The organism is Actinophytocola xanthii (genome assembly GCF_001921205.1).
GTDB lineage: Bacteria > Actinomycetota > Actinomycetes > Mycobacteriales > Pseudonocardiaceae > Actinophytocola > Actinophytocola xanthii.
The window spans coordinates 71,113-77,551 of record NZ_MSIE01000055.1 but is presented as its reverse complement, the minus strand read 5'-3'; the positions used below and the strand labels follow the sequence as shown (position 1 = coordinate 77,551).

General features: G+C 67.1%; 10 protein-coding genes. 1 reads left to right on the top strand and 9 read right to left on the bottom strand.

Features of this window, described 5'->3' with window-relative positions; all coding sequences use genetic code 11:
• Positions 1 to 490: 490 nt before the first annotated feature.
• The 9 genes from BU204_RS27245 to BU204_RS27215 form a co-directional block, all read right to left on the bottom strand.
• Entirely contained in the window at positions 491 to 874 is a 384-nt protein-coding gene (locus tag BU204_RS27245; protein WP_075128618.1) for a hypothetical protein, read from the bottom strand.
• 243 nt (positions 875 to 1,117) lie between these two features.
• On the bottom strand, positions 1,118 to 1,420 hold the full coding sequence (locus tag BU204_RS27240; RefSeq protein ID WP_075128617.1) for a hypothetical protein: 303 nt from the start codon (positions 1,418 to 1,420) through the stop codon (positions 1,118 to 1,120).
• A gap of 285 nt (positions 1,421 to 1,705) precedes the next feature.
• Positions 1,706 to 2,101: a hypothetical protein gene (locus tag BU204_RS27235; RefSeq protein WP_143229788.1), complete on the bottom strand. Its 396-nt coding sequence runs from the start codon at positions 2,099 to 2,101 to the stop codon at positions 1,706 to 1,708.
• Between the two features lie 53 nt (positions 2,102 to 2,154).
• Complete coding sequence (locus BU204_RS27230; protein WP_075128615.1) at positions 2,155 to 3,027, bottom strand: hypothetical protein; 873 nt, start codon at positions 3,025 to 3,027, stop codon at positions 2,155 to 2,157.
• Between the two features lie 397 nt (positions 3,028 to 3,424).
• Positions 3,425 to 3,679: a hypothetical protein gene (locus BU204_RS27225; protein ID WP_075128614.1), complete on the bottom strand. Its 255-nt coding sequence runs from the start codon at positions 3,677 to 3,679 to the stop codon at positions 3,425 to 3,427.
• 107 nt (positions 3,680 to 3,786) lie between these two features.
• Positions 3,787 to 4,020, bottom strand: a complete 234-nt coding sequence (locus BU204_RS27220) for a hypothetical protein (protein ID WP_075128613.1) — start codon at positions 4,018 to 4,020, stop codon at positions 3,787 to 3,789.
• A complete protein-coding gene (locus BU204_RS39455; protein ID WP_143229787.1) occupies positions 4,017 to 4,241 on the bottom strand; it encodes a hypothetical protein in 225 nt (74 codons plus the stop codon). The genes BU204_RS27220 and BU204_RS39455 overlap by 4 nt, the downstream gene beginning before the upstream one ends.
• Positions 4,242 to 4,485: 244 nt before the next feature.
• Complete coding sequence (locus BU204_RS39450; protein WP_143229786.1) at positions 4,486 to 5,118, bottom strand: hypothetical protein; 633 nt, start codon at positions 5,116 to 5,118, stop codon at positions 4,486 to 4,488.
• Positions 5,119 to 5,147: 29 nt separating this feature from the next.
• Positions 5,148 to 5,549, bottom strand: coding sequence for a hypothetical protein (locus tag BU204_RS27215; RefSeq protein WP_075128612.1), 402 nt, complete (start codon positions 5,547 to 5,549; stop codon positions 5,148 to 5,150).
• A 267-nt stretch (positions 5,550 to 5,816) separates the two neighbouring features.
• On the opposite strand from BU204_RS27215, the gene BU204_RS27210 reads away from it, so the two are divergent.
• Positions 5,817 to 6,356 carry a hypothetical protein gene (locus tag BU204_RS27210; RefSeq protein ID WP_075128611.1) on the top strand — a complete coding sequence of 180 codons (540 nt, stop codon included), beginning with the start codon at positions 5,817 to 5,819 and terminating at the stop codon, positions 6,354 to 6,356.
• Positions 6,357 to 6,439 lie beyond the last annotated feature (83 nt).

Here is a 6,439-nt window from a genome sequence, read left to right as displayed (position 1 = left end):
CGTTGACCTGCTCCAAGAAACTCGCCAAATGAGACGCGCTCTAAGGGCAGTTCCAGGCCGTACATGTCGAACTCGTCGTTCGGCGCGACCGTGATCGACGTTCTCGGACCAGCCGCCGATCAGGCAGCCTCTGCCCCGCCGGCCATGCTGGTCCCGACCCAGCAATCTCGGGCCGGCCGCGAGGTCCTAATCCAAAGGAAGTGTCGTCGAGCGATGTGACTGGCAACGAGGCGAAGAGCGATCAAACGGTGTAGGAGTACGGAATCGGTGGGCTACTGCCGATGCGTCGGCCCATCAGTGAATCGCCGACCGCCATCACGCGTGAGTCGTCGCCGAGCACGGTGGCGACCACGATGAGCGGCACACGCAGCGATGACGTCCAAGAGCCCTGTGTATGTCATGGCCGGAAATCAAGTGGAACGCGAGGCGCTGGGCCGTCTGGCGCGTCGGCCAGTGGGCGTCTTTTCCTTGCGGTATCTGGGAAACGTCGTCAGCAGGTCGAGACCTGATAGGTGGCTGACACAACACCGCCGCGCGCCGCGAGATCCTCAGCGAGCTGCCGCGACGGCAACCCGAAGAAGACAGAACCTGTGTCCGACGCGGGACTGCCCGTGATCGTCAGCGTCCAGCACTCCCGGCCGTTGCCGTACGCGGCGCACGCGACCTTGACGCACGCGCGAACGCAGGCAGGGCTGTGTGGCTCAACCGGAACCACCGAGTGCACCCGGCTCCCGCGTAGCCGTATCGCTCGCTCGTTCGGGTCGTTGTAGGCGCGGACGGTGTGCTCATGCCAGGCGGTCAGATCCGCGCAGTCCTGGCCGCAATCGCACACCACGCCTGCCCCGTGGCCAGCGTTGATCCCAATGTCGTGCATGACGTTGTCTCGATTCACTCATGGCCGAACGAGGTTCTCCGGGGCCACAGGACTCTCGGTGTGCTCGCACCGGAATCTCTGCCGTCCGCGGTGCCCGTGGTGTACAGGGTGATCGTCCCCGCCAGCGCCGTTCCTTTCGCGCGATCAGAGTCGAAGTCAGTCGCCTACCTCGCCGTGATGATGGAGGCGGCATCCGAACCGCTCGAACTCGACGCCCGGTTCCAGTGCGTGGGCGAGGCAGCCTTACCGTCGATCTATCGGAACGAACCGCACGACGGGCATCTTGGTCGCTTCGGCGAGGGCGCGCGTGAAGTCGCGAGTGCGTTGCCCAGGGGCGGCACCCCACTCCACGGCAGCTTCCTTGCAGATGATGCGCCACCAGCCGGACAGCTTGACCGCGTACCATCGTTGTCCGAAATGCTCAGAGACCACTCGCATGACCTCATCGACTTGTGCGATGGACGGATTCGGTGGCAGGTCTCCAACCTGGATGGTGCCGTTCCACACGTAAGGCGGCTTCCTGTCGAACGGCTTCTCGGCGGGCATGGAGGGAGCACTCCTTTATCAACTTGCTCCGGGACGGGAAGGAAGATCAGCGGGTCATGACGCGAGATGTGGGTCACCCACGGCGGCGGACGAGCCGGGTCAAACAGTCCGTGATGTGCCGACACCATAACGAGAACACGTCGGGAGCACCGCGGCGTCGGCGTGAGCGGATGGCCCGGGTGTCGCATCAGCGCAGAGGTGTCGGTCACCAGTGGCGGCCAGTGTGCCCCTGGGGCCACGTCGAGGACCACGGCGGTGATGTTGTCGCTGTAGCTGCGCTGCGCGTCAGCACCAACGGCGCTGGCGCTGTCCATACCGGCCGCGTCCATACCGGCACCGTGCACAAATGGACCAGTCGGTCTCGGCGTCGGCGGCCAGCCAGTCGGCGGCCTCGGCGGTGTCCAGGTCTAGGCCGATGACGGTGGCGTTGAGCTGCTTGCCCACGCCGTCGGAGCACAGCAGCAGACGGCGGGTCAGTTCGACCGGCACGAGCGCGGCGCCGATCGGGCCGTGGGCAAGCCGGGATGGGACGACACTGTCGGCGGCACACGATGGTGGGTCGTGGGCAAGCAAGCAGAGGCGGCGCAGCTGCTCTCCTCTGGTGTGATCGGTGGTGACCTGCTCCAGGCCACCGGTGTGGCCAAGTCGGTACACGCGGCAATCGCCGACCCATGCCACCACCTCAATCTCGTGGTCGAGCCGGGTTGGTCGGCGGCTCGTCGGGCGGGTGAGGTTCAGCCGCGGGGGAACTGGAGGGCATCCAGGCCCTGAATCGGGACGTCGGCCAGGGCGCGCAGTGTCTGCTCGTGCTCGTCGTGCAGGGCGAGGTCCGTCTCGGGCGTCACCGTCAGCTGCGAATCGCGGTTGTCCCGCGCAGTGTCGGCCAGGGCGCGCAGCATGCCGGGCAGATCGGGATCGCTGTGGTGCGGGCCCGTGGCCGGCGGGTACAGCCAGCGGTTGCGGGCCTTCCAGTACCGCAGTCCCTCGCTGGGCGTGGAGCGCTGCATCCCCGCCCATGCCTCGCGTTCGGCCTCGCTGGCGTGCGCCCACTCGTAGTGGTGCAGGACCTCGGCGAGCTGGAGCAGCATCGTGTTGATCTGCCGGGGCCGGCGCAGGTGGGTGGGGAAGTCCGGCGCGGTCCGGTCGAGCTGGTCGCGGCGCCCGGTTTCAGCGTCCATCCGCAGGTAGAGGTAGTCGAGGTAGGCGTGGCCGAAGCCGTGCAGGGTGGCCTCGGTGAAGTGCGGGAGAGCGGCGGTGGGAAACGCCGCGGTCGAGCCGTGGACGGCCTTGTAGCCCCAGGGCAGGACGCCGTAGACCCCGGGCAGGAGGTCGTCGGTGGCGGCGAGGATCAGCCACCGGCGTTCGACGTCGAGTTCCTCGGCCACGGCGGTGGTGCCGGCCCACAGGTGGGCAGCCCCGGCCGGGGTGTGCAGGACCCAGGCCTCGGTCACGCCGTCCGGGGCGAGCCCAAGCTGGGACGGGCCGAGCCGGTCGCGCAGGTGGTGGACGCTGCTGGTGAGGTACCCGAGACAGATCAGGCCGGTGGCGGGCGGTGTATGTGGGTCGGCGCTCGTGTCGATGGACAGGTCGGGATTCAGGACAGCCATGGGTGATCCGTTCGTCAGCACTGGGCAGGCGGCGGCACGGCAACCGGCGTCCGGCGGCGCGGGCGGAGATCCGCCGGACGACGGCGCGGTGAGGTGATTGCCGTGGGGTGCGGGCCGCTAGGAGCCGGCGGCCGCGGGCGGGTCAGGCGGGTACGGGGATGACGTCTTCGAGCACGGCGATGCCCCAGGGGGCGCGCTCCCAGGCGGGCAGGGTGGTGTAGCGGTAGGTGTCTGCGCGATGCCGGGTTTCGGGGGGAGCACCTGCGGTGCGTCGTCGGGGTGTCGGCTGGATGCCCGGGACATCCGTGCACGTGGACGCCCTCCGATTCCTGTGTCACCGTCGTCGGGTGTTCGCAGCCGACCGCGGAGGTGATGATCGGGTGACTCGCGGTGTGGCTCACCGCTCGTCGCCGAAGTCCTCGAACACCGCCACGCTGTCGTGGCGGATGACGGCGTAGGCCACGGTGCCGCCTCGACCATCGGCGCGGAGTCGTTCCCGCGCGAGGTGACAGGCGGCGTTCCTGGCCCAAGAGAAGTTCGGAATGCCCTCGACCGGCTCGGTGTGGATGGCCGCCAGGAACACCACACCGGGCACCGTGGTCACGGGTTGCCCGACCAGCCAGATCCCGTACTGTTTCCCTGGCTGGTACATCGGGACCAGAGCAACATCGGCCGCCGGTTCCGTACCGAGCAGAACGCGTGCGTGCCGTACTGATCGCCTCGACGGCAACCACCGCAGCCGCAGATCCTCGGCAGGGGTCACGCCCACGACGACCACCACCCGCGCACCGCGGCCGGCGGTCTGTCGAAGGTGGCGCGGACCACGTCGTCAAATGAGACGTCCGGGTTGTCCAGGTGCATCGTGGCCGCGTTGACGATGAGGTGAATCAGATCCTGATCACGTTCACCGAGATCTAGTTCGTCCTGGACCAGGTCAGCACCGGCGTGGACAGCGGCCGAGATCGCAGAAGGCGTGTATTGCGTGTCGGTCATCGACGAACCTTCCGCGAGATCACCGCGTCGATCCCGCGGTGGTAGTCCTCGCCGTTGATGGTGAGAACGACACCGATGGTCCCGAAGTACTCGACTGATTCGATCGGACCTGCTGGCGTAACGTCACCAGCTTTTGCGACCATGACGCGGATTTCTTCCCACTCCTCGCGGTCGTGGCAAGGTGCTGATTTGTTATTTGTCATTGGCGCTCCGTACTTCATGAGGGCTGATGCTGTTTCCCGAGCTTTGTTCGCTGCGATCGACGGGTGCGCCGGGCTTAACGAGGATCAGCGTCGGCGCGACGAGGAAGAGATCGCGATCGCGTTCGCGGCGGACGTCGCGCTGTATCACGAGGTGTGTGATCAACGATGCGATGTTCGCGTCGAGCCGGCGCTGCGCGGGTCGGGCCGCGAGTTCCCAGACTCGGGTGACCTGCGACGCTGCCTTGGAGCAGTTCGGGAGGACCTACCTTGTCCAGGTGGTTCGATCAGCGGAACTGCGGTTCCGCGATGCGCGTGCGGCTGTAAGCGGCTGGGGGTAACGGTAAATCCATAGACCCCGTGCGCCGTCGGCGATTGCGTTCGCAGCGCTGGGCCGTTGGTGGCCGCCGCCTTTGGCGCCTTTCGATACTCGGATGCGCTCGAATCCGTCGAATCGGTACAAGTTGCCGGGTGTGCCGGGGAGGCTGGTGCTTGACAGAGCCTCGATCTGCGGCCTCCCGCACAACTCGGCGCTGCGTGCGTCCCAGTTCGGGTATGTTCCGAGCCAGAGGGGTGCGAGGTACTCGCGTGCGATCCGCAGCACCGCACGCAGGCACTGCTGGTCGCGGCGGTTCGGGCTCCGTGCGATTCTGGAGAGATCCACGGTGTTGTACCGGTGCCACCCGTGCTGTTGAGACACGCTGGCGTTTACGGTGCTGGCGAGCACCACGGTGGCTGCTCGCCGGCCACGGTCTTCCATGACGAAGGCAAGGCTGCCGAACGGACGGGTGTAGGGCCTGCCTGTCGGGTATTCGTCGTCAGGCAGGTGTAGCGGATGCCGCCAGCGGATCAGCAGTTCTTCAGCTTCCGCCATGTCCACTTGGTAGAACGCGACCACGGGTGAGAGCCGCAGGGCCCACTGACGGCTCACCGTTGGCCCGATTCCACCGCTCTGCGGATGGCCTGCGCGGTTTCCGCTTCCCCGACCTCGTCCAGCAGATAGGCGATCTGGGCGTCCAGACCACCGTTGTTGATCTCGCTCGCTGTGTTGCTGGCGAGATCGTGCACGACATCGTCGAGACCACGCGGGTCGGCGTTCAACTCCTCAGCAAGTGCCACCATGCGCTTGGCCGGCACGGATCTGTCGAGGTCGGTTCGGACTTGGGCGTTGTGGATGATGTGGTGCGCTCGCTGCGCCAACTCCAGTTGACGCGAGGTGAGGTCGGTGCGGTCGCCGCAGGCCGCGTCTGCGGCCGTACGCACCAAGCACTCGATCTCGTCGGCGCTGAACATCGCGCTGACGCCGATCAACGCCACGTGTGCTGCCATGCCTGGTCTCCTAATCAGTACGGGAACGCGCGAGGTGCTCCCGGGCCAGCGGCGGCACCGGTTCAGGCCCACAGTGTCCGTGGCTTCCGGGTGATGCGTTCGGGCCGTTCGTGTACGGTGGGTTGTGGTGAAGTGCCGTATCCCCCCTGCGGCCGTTCTGCTTGTGAAGGGGGGAGTGGGCATGTGCCACGGAGCACGCCTGCGGCGGCGTTGAGTCCGGCGACATCCGTGCAGGTTCGTCGACGGCAGGCAGCGCGTCGAGACGCGGTGGAGCGTCAACGGAAGCTGAACGAGGAACGGCGACGCCGTGACGAGGCGGAGGTCGAACTCGCGGCCGACTTCGCGGTGTGGAACGAGGAGTGCGCCGCGGCTCGGGACGCGGTGGTCACCGCTGAGGTAGCCATGGGACGCGTGGTTGACCGGTTGATCGGCGAGTTACGGGTCCGCTATCCGCGTGCAGCGCAGTTGCTGGAGATGCCCGAGGACGAACTCCGGCGGTTGCGGCAGTTGGCCGCCGAGTCGGCGTCCCGCGCCGAGCCGGTACGCGGCAACCCGGGTGGTGAGACGGAGAACAGCGGCGAGAGCGGCGAGAAGAACAGGTCGGTGAACGCCGGGCGTCCGGTGAAGCGTGGACGAACACGGTCACGACGCGACACGACTTCGGGTGTGGCGGATGCGGCGCCATCGGTCGACATGACAGCAGACGTTGCGTCAGCAGCGGGGGCGACGGTTGAGCACGAGCGCGGAGCAGATGCGTCGGAGACCGGGACTGGCAACCAGGACCAGGTTCCGTACGACAACCCGTAGGCATGACACGAACGGCGGCGTCGTGTCCCGAACGGGACGAACGTGTGGGTAGGACGCCCGAACGCCTGGCGTGGGACCTGGCC

Excerpts from the sequence above, each read along its gene's own strand:
- BU204_RS27220 (WP_075128613.1), bottom strand. The coding sequence starts at position 4,020 with ATGACCGACACGCAATACACGCCTTCTGCGATCTCGGCCGCTGTCCAC.
- BU204_RS27230 (WP_075128615.1), bottom strand. The coding sequence starts at position 3,027 with ATGGCTGTCCTGAATCCCGACCTGTCCATCGACACGAGCGCCGACCCA.
- BU204_RS27225 (WP_075128614.1), bottom strand. The coding sequence starts at position 3,679 with ATGTACCAGCCAGGGAAACAGTACGGGATCTGGCTGGTCGGGCAACCC.
- BU204_RS39455 (WP_143229787.1), bottom strand. The coding sequence starts at position 4,241 with ATGAAGTACGGAGCGCCAATGACAAATAACAAATCAGCACCTTGCCAC.
- BU204_RS27215 (WP_075128612.1), bottom strand. The coding sequence starts at position 5,549 with ATGGCAGCACACGTGGCGTTGATCGGCGTCAGCGCGATGTTCAGCGCC.
- BU204_RS27245 (WP_075128618.1), bottom strand. The coding sequence starts at position 874 with ATGCACGACATTGGGATCAACGCTGGCCACGGGGCAGGCGTGGTGTGC.
- BU204_RS27240 (WP_075128617.1), bottom strand. The coding sequence starts at position 1,420 with ATGCCCGCCGAGAAGCCGTTCGACAGGAAGCCGCCTTACGTGTGGAAC.